The sequence below is a fragment of the Shewanella sp. SM87 genome, from assembly GCF_025653705.1.
Taxonomy (GTDB): domain Bacteria; phylum Pseudomonadota; class Gammaproteobacteria; order Enterobacterales; family Shewanellaceae; genus Shewanella; species Shewanella oncorhynchi.
In genome coordinates this window covers 207206-227905 of record NZ_JAKKSC010000001.1, presented here as the reverse complement: position 1 = coordinate 227905, position 20700 = coordinate 207206, and the positions used below count along the sequence as shown (strand labels likewise).

Annotated in this window: 24 protein-coding genes and 1 tRNA gene; 8 read left to right on the top strand and 17 right to left on the bottom strand. The window is 42.0% G+C overall.

Annotated elements, in window-relative coordinates:
* Positions 1 to 44: 44 nt before the first annotated feature.
* From L5M11_RS01090 to L5M11_RS01025, 14 genes are all read right to left on the bottom strand, one after another.
* Entirely contained in the window at positions 45 to 584 is a 540-nt protein-coding gene (locus tag L5M11_RS01090) for an acyltransferase (RefSeq protein ID WP_263191105.1), read from the bottom strand.
* A 3-nt stretch (positions 585 to 587) separates the two neighbouring features.
* Positions 588 to 1346 carry an oxidoreductase gene (locus tag L5M11_RS01085; RefSeq protein WP_263191104.1) on the bottom strand — a complete coding sequence of 253 codons (759 nt, stop codon included), beginning with the start codon at positions 1344 to 1346 and terminating at the stop codon, positions 588 to 590.
* A complete protein-coding gene (locus tag L5M11_RS01080; RefSeq protein WP_263191103.1) occupies positions 1340 to 2038 on the bottom strand; it encodes a cytidylyltransferase domain-containing protein in 699 nt (232 codons plus the stop codon). The genes L5M11_RS01085 and L5M11_RS01080 overlap by 7 nt, the downstream gene beginning before the upstream one ends.
* A complete protein-coding gene (locus tag L5M11_RS01075; protein ID WP_263191102.1) occupies positions 2035 to 3015 on the bottom strand; it encodes a Gfo/Idh/MocA family protein in 981 nt (326 codons plus the stop codon). Before L5M11_RS01075 ends, L5M11_RS01080 begins: the two co-directional genes overlap by 4 nt.
* Positions 3012 to 4070 (bottom strand): nucleotidyltransferase family protein, encoded by a 1059-nt coding sequence (locus tag L5M11_RS01070; protein WP_263191101.1) that lies wholly within the window; start codon positions 4068 to 4070, stop codon positions 3012 to 3014. The genes L5M11_RS01075 and L5M11_RS01070 overlap by 4 nt, the downstream gene beginning before the upstream one ends.
* A gap of 1 nt (position 4071) precedes the next feature.
* Positions 4072 to 4710 (bottom strand): acetyltransferase, encoded by a 639-nt coding sequence (locus L5M11_RS01065; RefSeq protein ID WP_263191099.1) that lies wholly within the window; start codon positions 4708 to 4710, stop codon positions 4072 to 4074.
* Positions 4703 to 5776 (bottom strand): N-acetylneuraminate synthase, encoded by a 1074-nt coding sequence (neuB, locus tag L5M11_RS01060; protein ID WP_263191098.1) that lies wholly within the window; start codon positions 5774 to 5776, stop codon positions 4703 to 4705. Before neuB ends, L5M11_RS01065 begins: the two co-directional genes overlap by 8 nt.
* A gap of 7 nt (positions 5777 to 5783) precedes the next feature.
* Positions 5784 to 6941 carry a UDP-N-acetylglucosamine 2-epimerase gene (neuC, locus tag L5M11_RS01055; RefSeq protein WP_263191096.1) on the bottom strand — a complete coding sequence of 386 codons (1158 nt, stop codon included), beginning with the start codon at positions 6939 to 6941 and terminating at the stop codon, positions 5784 to 5786.
* Complete coding sequence (locus tag L5M11_RS01050) at positions 6934 to 8091, bottom strand: LegC family aminotransferase (RefSeq protein ID WP_263191095.1); 1158 nt, start codon at positions 8089 to 8091, stop codon at positions 6934 to 6936. The genes neuC and L5M11_RS01050 overlap by 8 nt, the downstream gene beginning before the upstream one ends.
* 29 nt (positions 8092 to 8120) lie before the next feature.
* Positions 8121 to 9311 carry a UDP-N-acetylglucosamine 4,6-dehydratase gene (locus L5M11_RS01045; protein WP_263191094.1) on the bottom strand — a complete coding sequence of 397 codons (1191 nt, stop codon included), beginning with the start codon at positions 9309 to 9311 and terminating at the stop codon, positions 8121 to 8123.
* A gap of 172 nt (positions 9312 to 9483) precedes the next feature.
* The gene (locus L5M11_RS01040) at positions 9484 to 9753 is read right to left on the bottom strand and encodes a hypothetical protein (protein WP_263191093.1); all 270 of its coding nucleotides are present in this window, start codon (positions 9751 to 9753) and stop codon (positions 9484 to 9486) included.
* Positions 9750 to 11048 carry a motility associated factor glycosyltransferase family protein gene (locus L5M11_RS01035; RefSeq protein ID WP_263191092.1) on the bottom strand — a complete coding sequence of 433 codons (1299 nt, stop codon included), beginning with the start codon at positions 11046 to 11048 and terminating at the stop codon, positions 9750 to 9752. Before L5M11_RS01035 ends, L5M11_RS01040 begins: the two co-directional genes overlap by 4 nt.
* 50 nt (positions 11049 to 11098) lie before the next feature.
* A tRNA-Arg gene (locus L5M11_RS01030) sits at positions 11099 to 11174 on the bottom strand.
* Between the two features lie 55 nt (positions 11175 to 11229).
* The gene (locus L5M11_RS01025; protein ID WP_263191090.1) at positions 11230 to 12396 is read right to left on the bottom strand and encodes a flagellar assembly protein FlgT; all 1167 of its coding nucleotides are present in this window, start codon (positions 12394 to 12396) and stop codon (positions 11230 to 11232) included.
* Positions 12397 to 12676: 280 nt separating this feature from the next.
* Between L5M11_RS01025 and L5M11_RS01020 the strand changes: the two genes are divergently transcribed.
* A complete protein-coding gene (locus tag L5M11_RS01020) occupies positions 12677 to 13309 on the top strand; it encodes a FlgO family outer membrane protein (protein WP_028761216.1) in 633 nt (210 codons plus the stop codon).
* On the top strand, positions 13306 to 13755 hold the full coding sequence (locus tag L5M11_RS01015) for an LPP20 family lipoprotein (protein ID WP_263191088.1): 450 nt from the start codon (positions 13306 to 13308) through the stop codon (positions 13753 to 13755). The genes L5M11_RS01020 and L5M11_RS01015 overlap by 4 nt, the downstream gene beginning before the upstream one ends.
* A 127-nt stretch (positions 13756 to 13882) precedes the next feature.
* On the opposite strand, the gene L5M11_RS01010 is transcribed toward L5M11_RS01015, so the two are convergent.
* The 3 genes from L5M11_RS01010 to flgA form a co-directional block, all read right to left on the bottom strand.
* Entirely contained in the window at positions 13883 to 14308 is a 426-nt protein-coding gene (locus L5M11_RS01010; protein WP_263191087.1) for a flagella synthesis protein FlgN, read from the bottom strand.
* A 2-nt stretch (positions 14309 to 14310) separates the two neighbouring features.
* Positions 14311 to 14634, bottom strand: coding sequence for a flagellar biosynthesis anti-sigma factor FlgM (gene flgM, locus L5M11_RS01005; RefSeq protein ID WP_107948432.1), 324 nt, complete (start codon positions 14632 to 14634; stop codon positions 14311 to 14313).
* A gap of 75 nt (positions 14635 to 14709) precedes the next feature.
* Positions 14710 to 15417 (bottom strand): flagellar basal body P-ring formation chaperone FlgA, encoded by a 708-nt coding sequence (gene flgA, locus L5M11_RS01000; RefSeq protein WP_263191086.1) that lies wholly within the window; start codon positions 15415 to 15417, stop codon positions 14710 to 14712.
* A gap of 205 nt (positions 15418 to 15622) precedes the next feature.
* Here flgA and L5M11_RS00995 point away from each other — a divergent pair, with 205 nt between their 5' ends.
* From L5M11_RS00995 to flgE, 6 genes are all read left to right on the top strand, one after another.
* Positions 15623 to 16543: a chemotaxis protein CheV gene (locus L5M11_RS00995; RefSeq protein WP_028761211.1), complete on the top strand. Its 921-nt coding sequence runs from the start codon at positions 15623 to 15625 to the stop codon at positions 16541 to 16543.
* Between the two features lie 100 nt (positions 16544 to 16643).
* Entirely contained in the window at positions 16644 to 17483 is an 840-nt protein-coding gene (locus tag L5M11_RS00990; RefSeq protein ID WP_168824478.1) for a CheR family methyltransferase, read from the top strand.
* A 143-nt stretch (positions 17484 to 17626) separates the two neighbouring features.
* The gene (gene flgB / locus L5M11_RS00985) at positions 17627 to 18031 is read left to right on the top strand and encodes a flagellar basal body rod protein FlgB (protein WP_113939454.1); all 405 of its coding nucleotides are present in this window, start codon (positions 17627 to 17629) and stop codon (positions 18029 to 18031) included.
* Positions 18032 to 18033: 2 nt separating this feature from the next.
* Positions 18034 to 18450, top strand: a complete 417-nt coding sequence (gene flgC, locus L5M11_RS00980) for a flagellar basal body rod protein FlgC (RefSeq protein ID WP_006085646.1) — start codon at positions 18034 to 18036, stop codon at positions 18448 to 18450.
* Positions 18451 to 18474: 24 nt separating this feature from the next.
* Positions 18475 to 19245, top strand: coding sequence for a flagellar hook assembly protein FlgD (gene flgD, locus L5M11_RS00975; protein WP_168824475.1), 771 nt, complete (start codon positions 18475 to 18477; stop codon positions 19243 to 19245).
* A gap of 82 nt (positions 19246 to 19327) precedes the next feature.
* A complete protein-coding gene (gene flgE, locus L5M11_RS00970) occupies positions 19328 to 20689 on the top strand; it encodes a flagellar hook protein FlgE (RefSeq protein WP_105251929.1) in 1362 nt (453 codons plus the stop codon).
* Positions 20690 to 20700 lie beyond the last annotated feature (11 nt).

Below are 20700 nucleotides of genomic sequence, written 5' to 3'. Positions count from 1 at the left end.
TTTTAGCTACTTAAACAGCCTAATTAATCACTATACTTAACTAATTACTTAATATGTTTAATTATTTTTGCTGGTTGCCCTGCAACAACGACATAGGGCGGCACGTCTTTGGTGACCACAGAGCCCGCTCCTACTACACTATTTGCACCGATTGTTACCCCAGGTAAAATAATAGCATTAGCCCCAATCCATGCGCCTCGACAGATAAGTACGGGTTCTACAGGCTTATGTCCCTGAAAGAAAATGGCTTGATTCGGATTGGCAAATTCATGGTTAGAGGTATAAATATGTACTCCAGAACCAATCAGGACAAAATCTTCGATAATGATGTTGACTGAGTTACCGCCGTGTTCGGAGCCAAAAAGCATAGTTCCTGGTCTAAGTACTACTTCATCGCCAATACTAATATAATCACAGCAGATAGCATAACTGCCTGGTCTCATTGCACTGTTATTGCCAAATTTTGCAAATTTATTTTGACACAACCATCTACCAAGGCGCTTAGAGTGTAAAAGCAAATGAGTCAGAGGTATGTCTGGTCCAATGCGTTTTACGTTTAACCAATAGCAAAGTTTTTTTAGCATAATTTATAATGTGAACCCATCATCAATAGTGATGTTTTGCCCAGTAATATATTGAGATTGTTGCGACAGTAAAAATGTTATTGAACCAACAATATCACTCGGGGCTAACATTCCATGGCCATTTGTTGAGTCTTGATATGCCTTTAGAAATGAAGCCGGTTGGTTATCAAAAATACCTCCAGGGCTGATACTGTTGATCCTAAAGCGACTATCTTTAATAAATGCCACCACGTATTTACTTAGGTGTAACAGGGCCGATTTGATAGCGGCATATTCAACTGGCATAGTCATTGGGGTGCCTTCATATAACGAAAATTTTGGTGCTACAACACCATAAATTGATGAAATATTGACTACCGACATGGGGGATTGTTGCCTGACAAATAGGGTTGCACATTGCTGCATAAACAGAAATGAAGAACCTAAATGTAGTGATAGATTCTCATTAAAGCTCTCTAGGCTGACCTCTAAAAATGATGTGCCATACTGTGTATTTCGAGGATAGGCACAATTAACCGCGCCAGAAAGTTCATTAAGGCCTGAAAAAAACTGTTTCACCGCGACTTCATCAGTAATGTCTAGTTCAGCTAAGGTTAACGAATTCCCATAATTCTGAATGAGATCTTGAAACTTATGTTTCATTGCTGAATTTGAACGATCAACCACTATTACTTTCGCGCCTTGGGTGAGTATAGATGCCGTGACTTGGGAGCCGAGCAAACCTGCGGCACCTGTGATAAGTATTGTTTTTCCCGTTAGCATAACTGTCCTTTGCTGCTTAAAATGGCTTCAGCCAGCTTAAAATCATAAATATCATCGATATCTACTGCTCTCTCTTTAGGCACGATAATATGCGCGACATTACCTGCAAAAAGATTGTTGACTCTCTGAATGTAGCTTGGTTTTGCCACATAAACAACAGTCGTAATATCATAAACTTGTGGGGCATCTTGCCGCCGATATACTTCAGTTGAAGGCGCATTGACCAATTCAACATTACCGGATGCTGTTTCTTTGACCATATTAAAGTATGGGCTACGATTTGCCGGAGTGGTGGAGATACAAATATCAGCCTTACAACTAATAAGCTTATTCATCGCAGATTCGACATCTTCCACACTTCGTAATGGACTTGTTGCGGGTAAACTGATGAATTGCTCAAATTCGCCATAGTTATGGTTTACCCAGTCGATTGCGTGCTGCCAAGAAAGCCATTCTGGTGACTTGTCTGTGGCTAAATGTGCCGGTCTGGGTATGATCTCCGCCCCTGCGGCTAAACCAATGGTCGCAATTTGCTCATCGTCGGTTGAGACAAAAACTTTATCAATTTTCGCTGTTTGCAGTGCGGTTTCAATGGAATAAACAATAAGGGGTTTACCGAGTAAGTCTTTAATGTTTTTTCCTGGAAGTCCTTTTGAGCCCCCGCGGGCGAAAATAAAGGCGTATCGTGTCATTGAGTGGCTCCCCACTCTGCCTGCTGCTTAATTTTTGCGATTAGGCGAATTGTTTGGTGTGCGTCTATTAGAGAAGTATTTGTATGTTTTTTATGCTGAATATGGGATACAAATTCTGTCACCATATTGAGGTACATTTGGTTTTTGTTCCATTCAGGTTGTGAATATAGAACCTGAGTACCGTATGAACTGTAGTGGCGGATTGTATTGGCGACTAAATCCCAATGTAATCTGCCTTTAGATCCGATAAAAGTGCACTCTCGTTGAGCTTGTTTCTGAATGAAATCCATATGGATGTAGCAAACAGTGCCCTGCTGACTGGTTAAAATGAGATCTGCAATTTCTTCCACTTCCAATGTGAGCTCATTTGTCGTTCTTAGCTGTGCGTAGTTGAGTTTTAATGGACCTAATAACCAATGCAAATAATCCAACTCATGACTTAATTCTAATAGGGCTCCGCCACCAAGGGATTTTTGGGCAGAGACTGACTCAGAATAATGTTTATTCGGGCGCCAGTCCGGCAAATATTGTCCTACAACTGCGGAGCAGTTATATACTTTGCCAATAATCTCTTCAAATAATAGTTGTTTGATAACGATTGCAGAACTGAGATATCGTAGACAATACCCCACCATAACTAGACTGTTGTGACTTTGAGCAAGGGCTAAAATACGCTCCGCACTTTCTGGTTCTGCGGTTAATGGTTTTTCTATCAATACGGGAATATTGTGTGTCATTAACGTCGTGGCATGGATTTCATGCAACGAAGCAGGGGAGGCGACAATCACTAGTTCTGGTTTGTAGTCGATTAGCTCGTTTATATTAGAGAGTACAAGATCAGCAAATTCTATTGGCTGATTTGCGACTCTGCCACTTGCAGAAAGCGCAATAATATTCGCTTGTGGGTACAGTGTTTTTAGGTTTTGTCTATGACGTTTGGCTATGTTACCCAGTCCAATCACAGCGAGTGTATTCATTGTTCAAAACCGATAGCACAAATATCAATTTGGGCTTGTTTGAAGTCATCCATACGCCCTATATCGAGCCAATACTCATGGATAGGAAACATAAGAACTTGTCCACCATCTGCGATTTTTTGTTCTAGCAGTGTTGGCATATCAATATGAGTGTTAGCGGGGACGCTTTTTATAATATCTTGGTTTATAACATAAATACCGGCATTAACAAAAAATCGTTGCACGGGTTTCTCAACCATTTCTGTAATACGATTTCCTGTGCCACTAATCACACCATAGGGGATTTGGTAATCATATTCTCGAACACACATAGTTGCGTCGGCATTATTGTCGCCATGAAATTTAAGTAAGTGTTGAAAATCGACTTTAGTTAAAATATCACCGTTCATCACAATGGTGGGTAATGTTGAAAGGTCTTTTGGAAGCAGGCCGACGGCTCCACCTGTGCCTAATGGTGTCGTTTCATGGACGTAGTTAATGTTTACATTCCACCGACTACCATCTCCAAAGTACGATGCAATTTGTTCTGGCATATAGTGGGTAGAAATATAAAAATTAGTAAAACCAGCTTGAATAAAATTAAAGAGCGCAATCTCTAGCAAGGGGCGATTGCCAACCTTAAGCATAGGCTTGGGGCATTTATCAGTTAAGGGCTTTAGACGTGTTCCAAAGCCTCCCGCCATGATAAGCACTGGATTCTCATAATGCGCTTTTTGTTGTGCACTTTTTAAGGTCTCTAATCCTACAAGAATATGATCTTTAACGAGCGGAATAGATAGAACACTGTACTGTTGCATTAATTGCAACAGCTTCTTTTTTGAGGTGGTAGGGGAAGCGGTCTTAGGATTGGTGTTCATCACTTCAGTCACAAGGGCATCGAGTGATAGGTTATTGAGTAAGCCTCTTCGAATATCACCATCGGTGATGATGCCTAACAAGCGTTTGCTCTTATCAGTCACTAAAGCTACTTGAAGTGCTTGTGAATTAATTAGTTGTAAGGCATCACGAAGTGTTTTGTCAGGTGATATTGTGATTTTACTCAATGTTGGGTTCATATTATGACCTTTCCTTTATATTACTGCGGTATCCATAAGTTATCGAATTATCGGGCATATCTTTAGTCACTGTGGCTCCTGCCGCGATAATGCAATTTTTACCTATTGATATACCTTGTATCACATTGGCACCCGTAGCAATATGAGTGCATTCGCCTATATGAACTCCGCCACAAATAATTGTACCTGGGGCGATATGGCAGTCATTGCCAATATCACAATCGTGTTCAATGATTGCGCCTGAATTAATTATTGTACCTCTGCCAATGCTTGCACCCGTTTGTATGATAGACCCAGTTAAAATTTGTGCGCCAGCGCCAATAGTGGCATATGACGATAACATCGCATACTTAGATATTACGGATTCAAATTCATAATTAAGCTGAGTAAAGTGAGCAAATAGTTTATGGCGTAAATGTTGCCCTGGTAAGGAGCCTAAACCATTGACTAATCTAACCTTATCACAAGGGAATTGCAAAATATCATCATCAGAATCAAAGTGTTGTATATCGCTAAAGAGCGGGCTACGGCCTTTGCTAGGGCTAATCACTGCTAACAAAGTGTAACCTTGTTGCAGTAATATTTCTGTTAGTACACTGGCATGTCCGCCAGAGCCAAGCATTATGATAGGTTTAGTCATAGATCACCTCACCTGACTGGTAATCTCGCTCTGCACATGTATTGAGTTTTTGCCAATATTTGTATGGGCTTGTGCCCGTTCCAGGGCGTTTGACCGCAAGATTATTGACTGAAAATAGCTCGCCCTTTTTTATGTTTGTCGTAGTCACTAAGCTTTTTCTTGCAAGGGTTAGATTTGTTAGTTCGGCGGGCTGAGGCGTTTTTATACCATTACCCATTGCCCGCTCAACGGTGCGAATCGCTGTCACCATCTCCTTAAGTTCATGGGGCTCTAGTGAAGCCTTATGATCTGGACCTGGTAATTCTTTATCTAACGTAAAGTGTTTTTCAATAATGCACGCGCCCCGTGCTGCGGCCGCAATAGGAATAGTGATCCCTTGACTATGGTCTGAATACCCTACAGGTAAAGAGAAGGCCGAAGCTAAAGTGTCCATAGCCTTAAGATTGATTTGATCAAAGGGAGCTGGATATTCAGTTGTGCAATGCAGTAAGGTTAATTTTGCTTGTAATGCCTGTTGGCCTTGGGTAGAGGCATAGGCGGCTTGGAAAGTTTGGAGATCCGGGGGAGTGTTGAGGGGGGATGTTAGGCCAAACGCAATGACCCCCAATGCCGCTTCAACTTCAGCTAAGGTTGACATGCCTGTGGATAAAATAAGATCACAGCCAGTACGGGCATGCTCAAGTAAAAAAGGAGCATTGGTGATTTCTCCTGATGCTATTTTGAGCATCTTGAGTTGCAGAGTATCGACAAGAAATGCCAAGCTTTCAGAATCAAATGCGGTAGATAAAAACTGGATCCCCAGTTTTTGACAATAGTGGATCAAATGCTGATGAGTTTCAAAACTCAGCTCTAAGCGACTTAACATCGCAAGTTGCGGCTCTATTTTTTGGGTATTCGCGACCTGATAAGCGGCTTGTTGTGCGCTTTCGATCACTAAGTTTTTAGCATTAAACGTTTGAAATTTTACTGCATCAGCACCTGCTTTATGGGCAGCATTAATCAGCTCAATTGCTAGTGCTTCGTTACCATTATGATTGACTCCCGCCTCAGCAATAATTAGCGTCATAATATTTTTATACCTTAAGATCATAAAAAAATTTGGTGGGTTTTAGGCGCGTAGTTGTCAATAGTTTAACAATGAATTGGCTCGCCTTGCCCTGTCCATATGGGTTAGTAACTGGGGTCAGTTGTAGTTGTGGTAAGAGTAAAATTGCCTTATTTATTGCCGTTGTAATAGATAATGAGTCGGGTTGACAATGAATAACGCTTTGGGCTGCTAGGCGGCCTTGTTGTCTGGCACCAATATTGACGGTCGGGACATTAAATGAGGGAACCTCAATAATCCCGCTTGAAGAGTTTCCTATCACTGCGGTGGCATATTTAACACAGCTTAAATATCTGACTTGACCTAAAGACGCCATTGCTAACACTTTTCCCTTAGATTGCTGTGCATAATCCTGAATCAAACTGATTATCTCTCTACTGCCATTGTCGGCATTGGGATAGGTGACAATCACATTATGCTGGGGAAACTGTTCTAGGCTCGTTCGTAGGGCATTGAATGTCTCAATAGCGGGTTCATTAGCCAACGTAACCGGATGATAAGTGGCTAAAAAATATGGATGGTTTAAGTCAAAATTCAAATCGGATGATAATTGCTCAGTCGTCATTAATGTACTGCGATACATGTGATCTAAGCCAATCGCTCCAACATTGTAGACACGGTTTGGCATTTCACCCATCTGGATCACGCGTTGCTTGTAGGTTTCTGTTGCCGTGCAGTGGATATGGCTGAGTTTGGTTATTGCGTGTCGAAACGCATCATCGTAGGCACCTTCTGTGATCTCGCCACCGTGTATGTGCAATAGGGGGATTTTTAGGATTGCTGCAGTTTGGGCGATGGCAAGCGCTTCAGATCTGTCCCCTAATATCACCAACACATCGGGTTTGAGCCGGTCGAGAGCCTCGGCGTAGCCAATAATTCCAAGTCCTACACTTTTGGCTGTGCCCACCGCTGAATTGGATGACAACAATATTTCGACTTTTTCATCAATGGAAAAGCCATCCCTTTCTATTTGCTCAAACGTATTTCCGAATTCTGGCGATAAGTGGCTACCAGAGACGATCAGTTGTAGAGTCAGCGTTGCATTCTCTTGGATATCTTTAAGTAGCCAATATAGGAGCCCGTAATCTGCTCTGGTTCCTGTGAACACTGCAATTTTTCTATGCATGGTGAGACCTTATCGCAATTGGAGTACTTGGAAGATTAATTAGACGGGATTCAAGCATTTCAGAATTGTCCATTGGGCCACGTATTGCATCTTTAAACATCGGCAGTTTATGCATTAATTTCCATACTGGCCGAGTCATCACTCCCGCATCATTAGTTGCTTTTAATATTTCATCACGACGTCGTAAATCTGGGCAAATAATTGCGTTAAGCCAATAATTAGACTTGGCATAATCGGGTTCATTCACAAATTGCCATTCGGTGTTGCTAAAGAAATCTTGGTAGTGTTGTGCCAGTGCTCGTTTTTGCTCAATAAAGAGAGGTAAGCTTTCCATTTGGGCGCAGCCAAGGGCCGCATTTAGATTGGGCATTCGATAATTGAACCCCGCCTCATCATGGTAAAACTCATAAGGGTGGGGCACCTTCGCGGTTGTTGTAATGTGTTTTGCTCGCTCGCCACTGACTTTATTGCGGGCTAATAACATACCTCCGCCGCCAGTGGTGATGATTTTATTGCCATTAAAACTCAGTGCCCCAAAATCCCCCATAGTACCAGTGTGTGTTCCCTTATAGTAAGAACCTAAACTTTCTGCCGCATCTTCAATTAAGGCCAGATTCCATTGCTGGCAAATCTGAAGTAATTCATCCAGTTGTGCTGGATGGCCGAAAGTATGCATCGGCAATAGCGCTTTTATTGTTTGGCCAGTTTTTTTATGGATGCATTTTCTGTGTTCATCGATAATGCCATTTTCGGCTAAATAAACGGCGACAGCTTGAGGGCATAGACTGAGACTCGTTGTTGAAATATCGATAAAAATGGGTTCAGCACCTAGATGGTATAAGGTATTACAGGTCGCCACAAAAGTGAGCGCTTGTGTGATAACGAGATCGCCGCGCTTCACATTAGCCATGTACAGGGCCGTATGCAAAGCACTCGTACCGCTAGAGGTCGCAACCGCTTTAGGTGATTTGGTAAAGGTTTCTATTTTGCGCTCGAAATCGTTTACGAATCGGCCAACGCTAGACACAAAAGTGCTAGTAATAGTTTCAGCCACATAAGCTTGCTCATTCCCTGGAAAAGTTGGCGCATGTAAGGGAATAAACTCATTGGTTTGATAAGTGTCGCGAATAAACTCAATCAATGACCACATTAGGTTGCTACCTTTAAAATCTAGCGAATTTACATTTTTTCATCGAGAGACTTTCCCGTTTCCCTATGGGCGAAATCGGGTAACATTAACAAAAAAAGATCCAATAACTGTTTTTTAGTCCATGATTTTTCTAAAAGCATAGCTTGAATACTCTGCTCGAAAAACGCGATTAACTTGGCATCGTACTTGAGCTCATTTTTGATAATGCCCAATTCAGCAAAGCTATTCATGTCCAGAGTCTCTTTTTCCGTGAAAAACTCCTCAAAATCCTTTTCACCTGAGGTATCACTAACACTGAAATAGCACGGCCATAACCCTTTGGCTGGTAAAGTAAATGAGAGTTCTCTTGCCTCATCTTCACTGTTACAAATATAGGCTTTATAACCACGAGTTAACAGGTAGCGGGTTGCGATATCGGCAAAGGAGATAAGGTGTTGTGACTCATCGAGCTTGGGAAAGTAAATGTCTCTATTTTCACCGAAAATACACGACATCAAACAAAGCTCTCCAGACTCCTGAGGCGTCAAAAAATAGCGTTTTACATCAGTAGGTGCAACTATGGGTTGTTGTTTTAACATTCGTTGGTTAAAGCTATGCAGTAAAGAACCATCGGAAAAGGCAACATTGGCAAACCGTGCAGTAGAAATAGCCAACTGTTCACTGCCGCGCATCAAAAACATTTCCATGATACGTTTTGACGCTCCCATCATATTCACTGGGTTAGCCGCTTTATCGGTAGAAACACAAAAATATTTTTTAACCCCATTGGCAATCGATTGCTTAATCGTTTTGTCAGTATTAAGAATATTGACGTTAATCATGCGCATCAAGGTGAAGGGGTCTTTCTCGCTTCTCACATGCTTAAGTGCAGACAGATTTAGAACATAATCATACTGGCCATCTCCAGCGATGAAAGCGTCATATTCAATGGAGTCGACATCAAGGGCAAACGTTTGAAAGTCACCCGCAATATAGCCAAATGAGCTGCGTATGTCCCTGACCAGCTCGGCTAAATTATTTTCACTGATATCGACAACATGCAACTTGAGTGGAGAGCGTTTAAAGATTTCTTTAACAACCGCTTGACCAATAGAGCCAGCGCCACCGATAACGAGAAAACGTGAGTGATTGACCTCTTGATTTAATGAGGGATTATGATGGCTGATATCTGATACGAAAAGTGCGCTCTCCCTTCCTATCAATTTTAGTATGTCCGTCATTGGGAATCCTATTGGTGTTGGGAATTTTTATGCCAAATTGAGTCAGAAAATATGAGTTACTGTACAGAGAACTAAATTTTATCCTATTTTTGTATTCAACAAGATGAATCTAGTTCGACTTACGTATAAACAAAAGCAAAAAATGGACCAGATTACTATAAGTGCGGTGTGATTATGGTTTAAAAGACACTTTTAAAAGCAGAGGTAAGTCATATTCAAGACTGTCAGCCAAAGCAAGCCAGTCGTGGCGTTCTTGTTCTGCAAGCATCTCACGAAATAATTGTGCAACAGTCACTGCATTTGTTAGTTCCGGCAGCAGGGGTTTAAGCAGGTCTATACAATGAGCAAAGTCATGTGAACCATCGGCTTCATTGCCTAATCGAAACTTACTAGCAGTAGATATTAATTTCATGGTGAGTATGTCAATTGGTTTATTGTTCATGACTTACACTCCTGATATGGAGCGCCATTAATGGTGGCGCCATCTAAGCTTGCGTTATAAAATGTTACATGTGGTTTAGAATAAATATAATTTTCTAATGCAAGTAAATATCCACGAAAACTAAGATCAGTTGCAACTTTTTCCCCATAACCATTCATTACCCAGTGTTTTTTTGCATGGGCTATAGATATGCCCAACTCGCCGTCTTGCCAGAAGGCATGAGTCTTATTATGCGGATAACTAAAATCGCAACCGAATAAGATAATAGTTTGACTTTTTAGGTGTACCGCTAAATCTATGGCAGGGTGAATTACGCTGCCATTAGTAAATAAGCGTAATTTTGGAGCTAGTTGGTATAACTCATCATAGTCTTGGCTCAGCGAATAGGCGGCAAAACGTTGTCCTGGCCACCATTGCAATAAATCCTGTCGTGACTTGGGGAAATAGACTAGTTTCACACTGGCGGGGATGTTGTCTGGTAACAGCTGTCGTGACATATGTTGATCTAGGCTAACAACAATATCAGGGATAATATTTTCATTGAGTAACGCTTTTAATGCAGTGTCAACACTAATCATTAGTGGTCTAGTCGACTCTGGCAACGCCCGTTGCACTCTCAGATAGGTGTAATGTTGCTCTAATGTTGGTCCTGTAGCTATAACTAAGGTCTTATTAGGCTGGTAGTAGGAGCTTAAATCGGCAGCATCACTGTCTTTTTTTATTGTAGCAAGATTTTCTATCATCCGTTGCTTAAGCTTAGCATCAACATTGTTATGCTTTTTATTGGCATAGGTAATGTTATTATTAAATGCGAGTAAGTCACGCAGCCTAGCATTTTCATCACTGCTCAGTAATAATTCAGGTGTAATCGCGATATAGTGTTGCGGTAATCGGTTTTGTTGAGGCTGATATTCCAGTTCTAGGCGTTGATCGCTTAACCATTCTCGTTGATCGGTGTAAGTCAATAATAGGGCAAACAGATTCACGTTAAGCAGACATATGTTAATGCGTTTTATAGTAGAGTTTTGTACGAGAATTGTGGGTACATCACCCATACCGACGCCATAAACCGTCGCCCTGCTATAATTTCCTGGCAATTGACCAATTAAAAGCTGTGCTTCTGCAATACGGTTATGACGACTACTTAACTGGATACCATTAACGCTAATGGTTTGCTCACGACCTTGCACTAAATGGGCATTTAAATCTGAGACTGAAGCAGTGTTGAGTACCTGACTTAGTAATGGCCAACGTCTGTTTATAACTTCTAAATTGTCATCAAAAAGTACAGTCATTAACGGTATCCTTGAAAGTATTTTTAATTTATCAAGAGAAGCCTGCGAACTGGTCTCTCCACAGGGACTCGAACCCCGATCGGCCGCTTAGGAGGCGGCTGCTCTATCCTGTTGAGCTATGAAGAGACGACAGTGATTATACTGGTTTTATCTTTGATTAAAAGGCTTATGATTTGGTTGCTTAAATCTTAAGCGCTATGTCGTTTATCTGTACATTGTAGGCGGCATTTTGGTCTACAAGTACTGCGGTGGCGCTTTCTTCGCTTACTTGCTCAATTTTTACCGTTGCACGACTTTTGGTCGCGACGGCGCGCATTTCATTGAGTCTATCGGGTAAGTTTTGTTGTAATACTACTTGGAATTTATCACCGACACGAATGCCATGTTTACGGCCTAGATTTAATATAATCCTGTCTGCTTGTCGGCTAACGACTTGGCCAAGTAATGGCCTGCAATTAAGTGTGCTGTCTAAATCTCGGGTAGCTTGCAATATTAATTGAGTAATACTTTTTCCATAGGAGGAACGCCAGAATCTATTACTGTTGGGAGCAATGATAGCCTGTTCTTCAAATTCCCATGGGGCCGATGTGTTGTAGCTTTTGCTCCAGACCTCTTCGCCACTGATCCCATGATAGAGGCTGAGTTTGAATTGAAATTGCCTTAGCGGAGCTTCATCCCAAAATCCTAAGAAGGTGGGTTGTACAGGCTCTATCGATATATCAATGATCTGCGGTTGAAGAATATATTGGCTGTCGGTAATTTCACTGAGCCAGCTTGGGAGTCGATAACCGTGAATATCCACTAGGTCTTGTTCAATATCGAGTCGCTCGTTAGCATGGATGTGACTAAAGCCAGTTGAAGAGTAATCTTCTATAGTGTTCCCTAACGCCTCTGAAATGACCTCTTCAAAGCCTGAAAGTTGTCCATATCTAAGCTGAGAACGATCTTTTATTTGTGTTTGAGGTATTAAAATAGCGGCCTTTAATTGGCCATTAGGACACTGTTGTGTTGGATCATCATTTAGATCGAGGCGTAGGGATACATATATTTTATTTCCCTGAATTTGTTCACTTACGAGTTGGATGTTTATGGCTTGGGCGTTGCGATTTATCGCAAAGTTATTTTGTGTGAGGTTACCATTAGAGGTTTGTTGCTCACTGGATATTTGAATACCTGTGCTTAATGTCGCATAGCTAACTGCTTGATTAATTGCTTCTTCCCTTGCTTGAGCTGTATTACCATTGATAATAGTTGCTTCTCCGCTGGCTTCTATCCATTCGGCTCTGGTGGGCAAAGAAAGTAGTAAAAGGCTCAAAATGATGAGCGAAGCTGAACCTGGTATGTGCATCAATTCAATCCTTATCGCTAAGCTAATGGCGATATTACCAATCGAGCCAGTTTTCTGACTCTTAATCTAATATGTCAATAAAGCAAATTTCGTGCCTGAGTATGAGAACTTTTGATAAAGTTTCCATTGTTACAGTCGATATACTGCGTAATAGAAGAATATTGTCGGACTGAGGTTAATATTGGTCCAAAGATTGCTGGTTTTTGTTACTCATTAAAAATTTGAAGCTTAGAAAGTGAGTCACTTGACTGCCAATGCACCCATAGATGAGGTAAATCCAATGCTAAAGCGTGTGATTATTCCCTTAACATTGATAATGTTAGGTGGATGTGTAGCTAAACCGGTTACGCCGCCCAAACCGAGTTTAGTGGATGGCAATGGGTTGCCGCCAACGGCAGTGATTAACCATTTAGCACAGCGAATAGTGACTGAGCTCGTTAAGCAAAATGATGCTCTGCGTTCTGATCAACCTATCGTAGTTGCAACACCAGTATTAGTGGGTGATTTGAATGGCACTAATGCGTTAGCGCAACAGTTACAGCAAGGATTAATGACATCGCTCCATAGCTTTCAGTTTAATGTGGTGGATTTAAACTTAGCTGATGGCTTGAGAGTCACATCTGACGGGGATTTTATTTTGACGCGAGATTGGCAAAAATTGTCGAAAGATCTTCCTGTTGAGCATCTTGTCGTTTCGACTATGAGCGTAGTAACCAATGGTATGGCGATCAATACTCGGATTGTGAACATTAGTAACAATCGCGTGGTATCGGCATCTCAAACTTTTGTGACTCAAAAAGAGTTGGCAAACTACATGCAGCCTTCGGAGCAAATTGTATCACAAAATGGCATCTTATATCGTCAGGCGAGTCCAGGTATGAATGAAGTGCGTGTTTTAGGAGATGGAAAATGAAACGCTACCTTTTAGTTATTGTGGTGCTAATGCTAACTGGCTGCGCTGCTAAAGATAGATATGTGCAATGGGAAGATGTGCCGCCGCCGAGTTTTCCTAAGTTAACGGCTATAGGATATGCGCCCTTAGCGACTCAACCGGCTAAAGAGCAATCACAAAGAGTGTTGATGGCTATGCAGGCATCAAAAATTGTGGCTTATCGTGAATTAGCGGAACAAGTTTATGGGCAGAAAATAACGGCAAACAGCAGTGTCAGTGATTGGATGTTGACGGACGATAATGTCAAAGCGTCAGTTTCTGGCGTGATCCGCGGTGCACGAGTCGTTAAGAGTTATCCAGCAGGCGAGCATTATGTCACTGAGTTAGAACTTGATTTTTCACAGGTTTGGGCGCTTTATCAACAACAGAACCGTCCACAACGAGTGAAGGAAGTGACGTATTTCTAGCGTTTTTGAGAGTATGTTCAACAGCATGTATTGAGCCGCGTATTTACGCGGCTTTTCTTTTTGTACAAGACATTAATATCTAATCAGAGCTTAGAAAAGGTAATGCTAAGTGGGAGTGATGCGCTTGTTAGGCCTTTAAATCATTGCCTAAACTTGAGATAGTCGAGGTCTTGCCTTTATCGTTATAGGTGAGGCTGGAGGCGTTTCTACTGGCTTGTAAAGCTTGAGCAAAGCGATTTAAACTCGCTAAATTCATCTCAATTAAACTGGCATTTTGTTCGTTTAATTCTTTGCATTCAGTCAATGCGTCTTTGATCTCGACCATTTTATGCACGAGTTCGACTTGCTGAGTGAGTAGCGATTTATCACTGTGTTTTGCCAGAATATCATCATTAGTCTTTAGTTCTTTCAGACATTGCGATTTTTCGTTAGCAAGGGAAAGCAGTAAATCGGCGTTTTGGTCAACCAAAGCGCCTTTTTCCTTGAGTATGATTTGCTTAAGAACAGCCAAATGGGCGTGTTGTAGATCTACCAGTTTAGCTATTTCAGTCATAGTTACTCTTTATTTAAGTCATTAAGTTCGGCTTCAAAACTTGCAATATTGGCAGCCAACTTTTCAGGGTCAATTTTATAGCGACCTTCGGCAATAGCTTGTTTGATTTCGGCTACTTTCTTTTGATCAACTTCAGGAAGGCTAGCCATTTTAGTCTGAGCTCCTTGAAGTTGTTGTGCCTGGGCCGTAATGACCACTGAGTCGCTTCTCTGTGGTGTTGTCGATTTTGTAGCAACTTGAGCAGATTGATCGCTGCTCGTTTTCGTTGCGCCTGAACGAACTTGCGCAGTCGTTGCAGTGTTGAGTTTGCTAATATCAATTGCCATTTTAGGCTCCAGCGTCGTGTGTACGGGATTTCTTAACTGGGGTATCGGCAGCTTACAAAAAAGCTTTAGATTATTTTACATTCTTACTTCAACTTCGCCAATGCCTGTGACTATAGCATCTAGTTCTTTGTTTGAACTGCTATTTTTGACTCTGATCCGATCACCTTTATTGCCATCTTGTAGGGCTTCGCCCGCTGTTTTTAGCTCGAATGAGCCAGAACGAACGTAGATAGAGACCGAATCATTTTTACAAACGAAGCATAAGTTGTTGCTTAATATGGGATTATCTTTTGCTACTCGTCGTTTTACTCGCACGCCAGCCAATTTACTCGGGTCATCGAATTCGGCACCTCTCAAGCTATTTTGTTCAATGTAACGGACTTCTACTTGACTCGGAGAGATGAGTTCGCCTGGTGCTAAGATTTCGGTTGAGACAACAACGGGGAATAAGATATCCACCCGAACCGAGATATAGATTTGCCAAGGGTAAGCTAAGTCTTGCGTATCACAGCTGACTTTTAAGGTGTTATTACGGCTAATTTCCCTATCGCTAGCCAGTTCAACTTTCATTGGAGACGAACATTGTGACGGCAGCATTCTTGCGTCAACCATCTGTGGCGAAATATTTACTTTGGCATTTTCTGGAACGGATATTTTTTCTGAAATAAGCGCTTTAGCTAATTCTGAGATTGCCGATACGGTGGGGACAATAGGCTCTGCACTCGCAAAAGCGGGCATGAAGAGGGTGAAAAGACAAAAAAAACAGACTAAATTTACTTTCATAATGAAGAGACTAGCTTGTAACGCCAGAATGCACCTATACTTTTATTAAGTTCGAAGCTGACCACTGTAATAATAATTTGCATCACTGTCAGAAGATTGACTCAGTTTCGACTATGTTTATCGATAGATAAGACTTAAGCAATTAATATGCCTATACTCAACTGAGTTATAGGGCCGAACATAAACAGAACAACAAGGCAGAGTTATGTCGAGTATTCTTGATTCAGTCAACAAACGAACCCAGCTCGTTGGACAAAACCGTTTAGAATTGCTGCTTTTTAAATTAAACGGTCGTCAACGGTTTGGGATTAACGTGTTTAAGGTGAAAGAAGTACTGCAGTGTCCACCACTGACCACTTTGCCTAAACTTAATCCTTATGTGAAGGGTGTTGCTCATATTCGTGGAACAACCATTTCAGTGATTGATTTGAGTGCGGCAACAGGGGGAAAACCTTTAGCAAGCACTGAAAACTGTTTCATCATTATTTCTGAATATAACCGCAGTGTTCAAGGCTTCTTGGTCAGTTCTGTTGAGCGGATCATCAACATGAATTGGGAAGCGATTATGCCTCCGCCGCAAGGTGCTGGTCGTTATTCTTATCTGACAGCTGTGACTGAAATTGAAGGTGAATTAGTTGAAATTCTCGATGTGGAAAAAATCTTAGATGAGATTTCACCAGTTAAAACGGCTATCAGTGAAGAAGCCAATGAAAAACTAACCCTCGATAGAACTCAGCATTACCATATTATGGTTATTGATGATTCTGCCGTGGCGCGTAAACAAATTATTCGTTCACTCGAGTCATTGAATTTACAAATTGATACCGCAAAAGATGGTCGCGAAGCATTAGACAAGCTTAAAGAGATCGCCAAAGAGATGGATAATGTGGCCGATGAGATCCCCCTCATTATCTCTGATATTGAGATGCCTGAAATGGATGGCTACACCCTGACCGCTGAAATCCGAGATGATCCTAAGCTTAAGCATATTAAAGTGGTACTGCATACTTCGTTAAGTGGTGTATTCAATCAGGCAATGGTTCAAAAAGTGGGGGCTAATGACTTTATCGCTAAGTTTAATCCCGACGAATTGGCCGCTGCTGTGAATAAGCATTTAAGTTTGTAATTGCTGTAGGTTAGTACCTAGATACGCTTTACGCTATAATCTCGACTTTATAACATGATGGTTTCGCACTGATTTTGGTGCTTGCTATAGGATTTAGGATGTGAATGTGCCAAATAAATCACTCGCTGAGGCTGAATATAATCAATTTAGGTTGTTCTTAGAGCAACACAGCGGCATCGTACTGGGTGAAAATAAGCAATATCTTGTGCGCAGTCGTCTTGCTCCTTTGATGGGCAAATATAACCTGCCATCCTTATCTGATGTGGTTAAGCATTCGATGAAGCCTACTGAGCGTGCGCTCAGAGCTGAAGTGATCGATGCTATGACGACCAATGAAACCCTTTGGTTCCGTGATCGTTATCCATTTGAGTTGTTGAATAATGTCCTACTACCTGAATACAGTCGTCTGGGGCGTCCGCTTAAAATTTGGTCTGCGGCTTGCTCGTCAGGCCAAGAGCCATACTCATTGGCTATGACTATTCTTGAGTATCAACAGAAGAAGCCTGGTGCCTTGGCTGGTAGTGCTTCGATTCAAGCAACGGATTTATCTCCTTCCATGTTGGAACGCTGCAAAAATGCCGAGTACGATAGTTTGGCATTAGCGCGTGGTTTATCTGAAGAACGTAAGCGTCAGTTTTTTGATGCATTACCTTCAGGTAATATGAAGTTAAAGGATAATGTGAAGCGGTTGGTGAACTTTAGAGCGCATAATTTGCTTGAGAGTTATAGTCTGCTTGGCAAGTTCGACATTATCTTTTGCCGCAATGTGCTGATTTATTTTGCACCAGAGGCAAAGGCAAAAATTTTGCGGCAATTCGCTGCCGCTCTCAATCCCAAAGGGATTTTATTTCTCGGTGCATCAGAATCTATCGCTGGTTTAACGGACGAGTTTGATATGGTTCGTTGTAACCCTGGCATTTATTACCAGAAAAAGACTTAACTCAGCCGCTCTAAAGAAAATTACCGACAATTGTCGGTAATTTTTTACCCATCACTTGCTCATCCTTGTTGTTATTCTCAAAATTTCCCTGATGTTGGCACATGAATTGCTTTATTTTCGTGAGAACACGAGGAGGCAATTTTATGGCGATCAATTTTGATAATGCACTGGGTGTGCATCAATACACTCTCGGTATTAGAGCGCAGCGGGCTGAAGTTATTTCAAGCAATATCGCTAACGCAGATACGCCACATTACAAAGCCCGCGATGTTGATTTTTCTGCGGCAATGCAGGCCGCTCGAGGCCAACAGCAGCAGCGAAATAGTCTTGAAATGCAAGAGCCAGATAAGCATTTTGGGCTTGCGGAGTTGACTGGGCAATTTGTTAAGTTCCGTGTGCCAAATCAACCCGATACCGGTGATGGTAATACTGTTGATATCCAACAGGAACAATCGGCATTCATGCAAAATGCACTTGAATATCAAATGTCGCTAGGTTTTTTAGACAGTAAGTTTAGTGGCATGAAGAAAGCGTTGAGAGGGGATTAATCATGAGTTTATTTAGCATATTTGATGTTGCTGGCTCGGGAATGTCTGCTCAATCGGTCAGGCTAAACACCACCGCGAGCAACATAGCTAACGCGGATTCCGTCTCGAGTAGTGTAGATAAGACCTATCGTTCCCGTCATCCCATTTTTGAAGCCGAAATGGCTAAAGCCCAAAGTCAGCAACAAGCTTCTCAAGGCGTTGCGGTAAAAGGCATTGTAGAAAGTGATAAACCACTACTGAAAGAATATTCGCCCGATCATCCAATGGCGGATGCGGACGGCTTTATTTATAAACCGAATGTTAATGTCATGGAAGAAATGGCAGATATGATTTCTGCTTCGCGCTCATATCAAATGAATGTTCAAGTCGCTGAAGCAGCTAAGTCTATGCTGCAACAAACACTTGGGATGGGTAAATAACATGTGTTACTTAGGAGGTAAGCTGTGAGCCTCATTAATCAAATTAACCAAGCGTCGGCGCAGACGGCTCAAAATAAGAGTCAGCCAAATGCCGTTACGACGAATTCATCAACCAGCTCAACGGGTAATCCGTTTCTTGATGGCATACGTTTGCCAAAAGATTCAATAGTACCGGAAGCAAAAAGCCAGCAGTTAACTCAAGATGACTTTTTCTCGTTATTAAGCCAACAGTTATCGATGCAAGATCCCTTTAAGCCCGTCGACAACGACCAAATGATTGCGCAGATGGCATCATTCTCGACGGTTGATGGTATTACTAAGTTGAATAAGGAAATCGTTAATTTAAACGGTGTTATGACATCAAGCCAAGCATTACAGGCATCAGGACTTGTTGGTCGCAAGGTGTTGATCCCAACTGATACAGGTAACATTTCAGCTGAAAGCCCAACAATAAAAGGTGTGATTAGCACGCCAGCTAAAATTCCTGAAGTTACTGTACGTGTTGAGGATGAGAAAGGCCAAGTTGTGACCACCTTTAAAGTTGATGGCAGTAAGGGGGGCAATGTCGATGTTAACTGGGATGGCCTCGATAAAGATGGAAACCCTGTAACCGCAGGTAACTATACGATCAAGGCGAGTGGTTTAGTGGATGGGAAATCCCAAGAATTGCCAGTCTCGACCTATGCTCATGTGACCAGCGTTTCTCTCGGTACGGCCAGTACTGGCGCGATTCTTAACTTGAGAGGCGGTATGGGCATCAAGTTAACCGATGTGTTAGCTGTGTCTGAAACCTAAGTTTGCATAAAAGAATTTTTGCAGTATCCGAATTGGGCGTAAGTTGCTCATAAATGAATTGAGTCAAGTGTAGAGGTGAATTATGTCGTTTAACATTGCATTGAGTGGCATTTCTGCCGCGCAGAAAGATTTAAACACTACGGCGAATAACATTGCTAATGCGAACACCATTGGCTTTAAAGAGTCCCGTGCTGAATTTGCGGATGTTTACGCTAATTCTATTTTTTCAAATGCTAAAACTGCTGTCGGTGGTGGTGTTGCTACGAGTCAAGTGGCACAGCAATTCCATCAAGGTAGCTTACAGTTGACGAATAACTCCCTTGATATGGCGATTAAAGGTGGTGGCTTTTTCGTTACTGCCTCTGAACTGGGTACATTAGACCACTCGTTTACCCGTGCTGGAGCATTTAAGGTCGATAAAAATAATTACATGGTTGATTCTGCTGGTAATTATTTGCAAACTTTCCCAGTGGATAAAGATGGGAACTCAACATCAGTGAGTTTAACGACGGCTAAGCCGGTACAAATACCAGACACTGCAGGTAGCCCTGTAAAGACTGAGAATGTTACTTTACAAATGAACTTAAATGCTAAGGAAAGTGCACTCGACCCCGCGGCATTCGATCCTCTAGATGCAAAAACCTACAATAACGTTACATCAATGACAATTTATGACTCACTCGGTGAGCCACATATTATGACCACTTATTTTGTTAAGCCCAAAGATGGTTCGTACAATGGTGAGAACAATTGGGTGGCTTACTATGCTGTTGATGGAAAGCAAGTCGATTTAGCCGGTCCTGCTGGTACTTATCAAACAGATACCACTGGCGATGGTACACCTGATGCAACGGGCACGGCTCAAACTGCTGGTGGTTGGAAAGGCTCTGTCCTCAAGTTCAATTCAGTTGGTGTCTACACAGGTAGCGATCCTGCTATAGTCAAGACTGAGGCTTTAGGCGTCAGTGGTGCGGGTGTTTTAGGGGCTGGGGCCGATGGTACTCAAGATTTGACTGTCAAGTTTAATGCCCCAACGCAATATGCGGCTCCTTTTGGTGCAACTGAGTTGACGCAAGATGGTACGACTGTAGGCCGCTTAACTAACGTTGAAATCGGCGAAGATGGTTTAGTGACCGCGAGTTATTCTAATGGCTCAACCGTGCCTTTAGCACGGGTTGCTTTAGTTCGTTTTGCTAACGAACAAGGTTTAACGCAAGTGGGTAATACGTCGTGGAAGGCTAGTTTGAACTCTGGTCCAGCGTTAGCGGGTGAGGCAAATAGTGGAACTTTTGGTAGCATCAGTTCATCGGCGTTAGAGCAATCGAATATTGATTTGACGACTGAACTGGTCGATTTAATTTCGGCGCAGCGTAACTTCCAAGCGAACTCCCGTACCCTTGAAGTGAATAACACGCTGCAACAAACCGTATTACAAATCCGCTAATCATTACTTTA

What these genes read in the sequence shown, in the direction of transcription:
- neuC (WP_263191096.1), bottom strand. Translation starts at nt 6,941, where the DNA reads ATGCATAGAAAAATTGCAGTGTTCACAGGAACCAGAGCAGATTACGGG.
- flgB (WP_113939454.1), top strand. Translation starts at nt 17,627, where the DNA reads ATGGCGATCAATTTTGATAATGCACTGGGTGTGCATCAATACACTCTC.
- L5M11_RS01085 (WP_263191104.1), bottom strand. Translation starts at nt 1,346, where the DNA reads ATGCTAACGGGAAAAACAATACTTATCACAGGTGCCGCAGGTTTGCTC.
- L5M11_RS01040 (WP_263191093.1), bottom strand. Translation starts at nt 9,753, where the DNA reads ATGAACAATAAACCAATTGACATACTCACCATGAAATTAATATCTACT.
- L5M11_RS01080 (WP_263191103.1), bottom strand. Translation starts at nt 2,038, where the DNA reads ATGACACGATACGCCTTTATTTTCGCCCGCGGGGGCTCAAAAGGACTT.
- L5M11_RS01010 (WP_263191087.1), bottom strand. Translation starts at nt 14,308, where the DNA reads ATGACTGAAATAGCTAAACTGGTAGATCTACAACACGCCCATTTGGCT.
- L5M11_RS01015 (WP_263191088.1), top strand. Translation starts at nt 13,306, where the DNA reads ATGAAACGCTACCTTTTAGTTATTGTGGTGCTAATGCTAACTGGCTGC.
- flgA (WP_263191086.1), bottom strand. Translation starts at nt 15,417, where the DNA reads ATGAAAGTAAATTTAGTCTGTTTTTTTTGTCTTTTCACCCTCTTCATG.
- L5M11_RS00995 (WP_028761211.1), top strand. Translation starts at nt 15,623, where the DNA reads ATGTCGAGTATTCTTGATTCAGTCAACAAACGAACCCAGCTCGTTGGA.
- flgE (WP_105251929.1), top strand. Translation starts at nt 19,328, where the DNA reads ATGTCGTTTAACATTGCATTGAGTGGCATTTCTGCCGCGCAGAAAGAT.
- L5M11_RS01035 (WP_263191092.1), bottom strand. Translation starts at nt 11,048, where the DNA reads ATGACTGTACTTTTTGATGACAATTTAGAAGTTATAAACAGACGTTGG.
- L5M11_RS01065 (WP_263191099.1), bottom strand. Translation starts at nt 4,710, where the DNA reads ATGACTAAACCTATCATAATGCTTGGCTCTGGCGGACATGCCAGTGTA.
- L5M11_RS01020 (WP_028761216.1), top strand. Translation starts at nt 12,677, where the DNA reads ATGCTAAAGCGTGTGATTATTCCCTTAACATTGATAATGTTAGGTGGA.
- L5M11_RS01070 (WP_263191101.1), bottom strand. Translation starts at nt 4,070, where the DNA reads ATGAACCCAACATTGAGTAAAATCACAATATCACCTGACAAAACACTT.
- L5M11_RS01090 (WP_263191105.1), bottom strand. Translation starts at nt 584, where the DNA reads ATGCTAAAAAAACTTTGCTATTGGTTAAACGTAAAACGCATTGGACCA.
- L5M11_RS01045 (WP_263191094.1), bottom strand. Translation starts at nt 9,311, where the DNA reads ATGACGGACATACTAAAATTGATAGGAAGGGAGAGCGCACTTTTCGTA.
- flgC (WP_006085646.1), top strand. Translation starts at nt 18,034, where the DNA reads ATGAGTTTATTTAGCATATTTGATGTTGCTGGCTCGGGAATGTCTGCT.
- L5M11_RS01025 (WP_263191090.1), bottom strand. Translation starts at nt 12,396, where the DNA reads ATGCACATACCAGGTTCAGCTTCGCTCATCATTTTGAGCCTTTTACTA.
- L5M11_RS01075 (WP_263191102.1), bottom strand. Translation starts at nt 3,015, where the DNA reads ATGAATACACTCGCTGTGATTGGACTGGGTAACATAGCCAAACGTCAT.
- L5M11_RS01050 (WP_263191095.1), bottom strand. Translation starts at nt 8,091, where the DNA reads ATGTGGTCATTGATTGAGTTTATTCGCGACACTTATCAAACCAATGAG.
- neuB (WP_263191098.1), bottom strand. Translation starts at nt 5,776, where the DNA reads ATGACGCTAATTATTGCTGAGGCGGGAGTCAATCATAATGGTAACGAA.
- flgM (WP_107948432.1), bottom strand. Translation starts at nt 14,634, where the DNA reads ATGGCAATTGATATTAGCAAACTCAACACTGCAACGACTGCGCAAGTT.